Source organism: Agrilactobacillus composti DSM 18527 = JCM 14202, assembly GCF_001436375.1.
Classification (GTDB): domain Bacteria; phylum Bacillota; class Bacilli; order Lactobacillales; family Lactobacillaceae; genus Agrilactobacillus; species Agrilactobacillus composti.
The window spans coordinates 1-1,493 of record NZ_AZGA01000027.1; the positions used below are offsets into that span (position 1 = coordinate 1).

Annotated in this window: 2 protein-coding genes; both read right to left on the minus strand. The window is 40.9% G+C overall.

Annotation, left to right across the window (positions count from 1 at the left end; all coding sequences use genetic code 11):
* Positions 1-39: 39 nt before the first annotated feature.
* The gene (locus FC83_RS06665; protein WP_035456413.1) at positions 40-891 is read right to left on the minus strand and encodes an IS3 family transposase; all 852 of its coding nucleotides are present in this window, start codon (positions 889-891) and stop codon (positions 40-42) included.
* Between the two features lie 8 nt (positions 892-899).
* Positions 900-1,439, minus strand: coding sequence for a helix-turn-helix domain-containing protein (locus FC83_RS06670; RefSeq protein WP_035456416.1), 540 nt, complete (start codon positions 1,437-1,439; stop codon positions 900-902).
* Between the last annotated feature and the right edge of the window lie 54 nt (positions 1,440-1,493).

Below are 1,493 nucleotides of genomic sequence, written 5' to 3' on the forward strand. Positions count from 1 at the left end.
TGAAGTGCAATAGAAAAGTTAGACAAGTTTCAATTTAGTTCAAGCTACCATGGCTTGGTTCCTGTATTCAACAGGGGTCAAGCCATTTTTGTTTCTAGAAATTCTTTCATTATTAAACCATTGAACGTAATTATTAACCAGTTGACGCAATGCATTGATATCATCGATTTGATATCTATTAAGACATTCACGTTTCATAAGGTTAAAGAAACTTTCTATTGGCGCATTGTCATGGCAATTGCCTTTGCGCGACATACTTTGTCGGATATGCAGCTGTTTTAGCCGTGCCCGATATGCTGACATTTGATATTGCCAGCCTTGATCTGAATGGAGGATTGGCCTTAGGCCCGCTTTCAAGTGTTTCTTCAGCTCATCCAAAGATGCTTGAATCAATGCTTTATTTGGAGATGAACTGACAATTGCGACCAATACCTCTCTGCTAGCTTCATCTGTAATTGCAGAAACATACCCCCATTCTCCATTATAAAGTCGTACCTGTGTGACATCAGTATGCATTGTTGTAAGTGGCTTTTTGGCCTTAAACTGCTGTTTAAGGATGTTTGGGGCGACGATTCCAACTTTGCCTTTGTAGGAATGATACTGAGCCGTGTGTTTAGAATAGATTGAAACTTTTAGTCCCATATCACTCATCAGTCGCCGAATGGTTTCTTCCGCATATAGAAACCCCTGCTTGACTGCTTCATCATGGATCCGCCGATAGCCGTATGTTTCGTGTTCTTTGTAGTAAAGCTTTTTGATGAAAGCTTTGACCTTGGCATATTTGTCTGGTTTCTTGTCTCGTTTGAGACGGTCATAGTATGTTGACCGTGGCAGTTTAAGCGCTGACAATAATTCCTGTAATGAATAGTGCGACCGTAACGAAGAGACCATTCTCGTTTTTACTTTCGTGGAGAGTGCTTCTGAGAACTTCTCGTTAGGGTCGCGAGTGCTTTTAAAAGATCGCGATCCAATCTAGCTTCATGGAGTTGCTGTTTCAGCTCCAAGATTTCCTGTTTATATTTCTCTTCTTGTGTTGGCTTAAGTCGTTTGATAGGTTTAATTTTTTTGTACTTACTCATGTCCGGATGTCTTCCTTTCGCTTTCGGACGCAGTCCGGCGACACCTTGCTCTCTTACAATACGATTCCAAGAATAGGCTTGACTCGTAGAGATGCCAAAACGTGCCGCAGCCTGCGCACAGCTGACTTGATGTGTATGCACATATTCTACCACTGCCAGTTTATAGTCTTGTGGATAGACAGTGCGTGAGTGTTTGACTTTTATTGAATCTATCCCGTGTACTTTGGCACGCTGAACCCATTCTCTCAAAATCCACGTTCCAGAAATATTATATTCTGCACATAGATCTTCATAACTGATATTCCCTTCTAAATACCGAGAAACTATCTTAGCTCTAAATCGGCTACTGTATTTTGTCATATAAAATACCCCACAATCATTAGACTTCTTGTCTAACAATTGTAGGGCACTTCA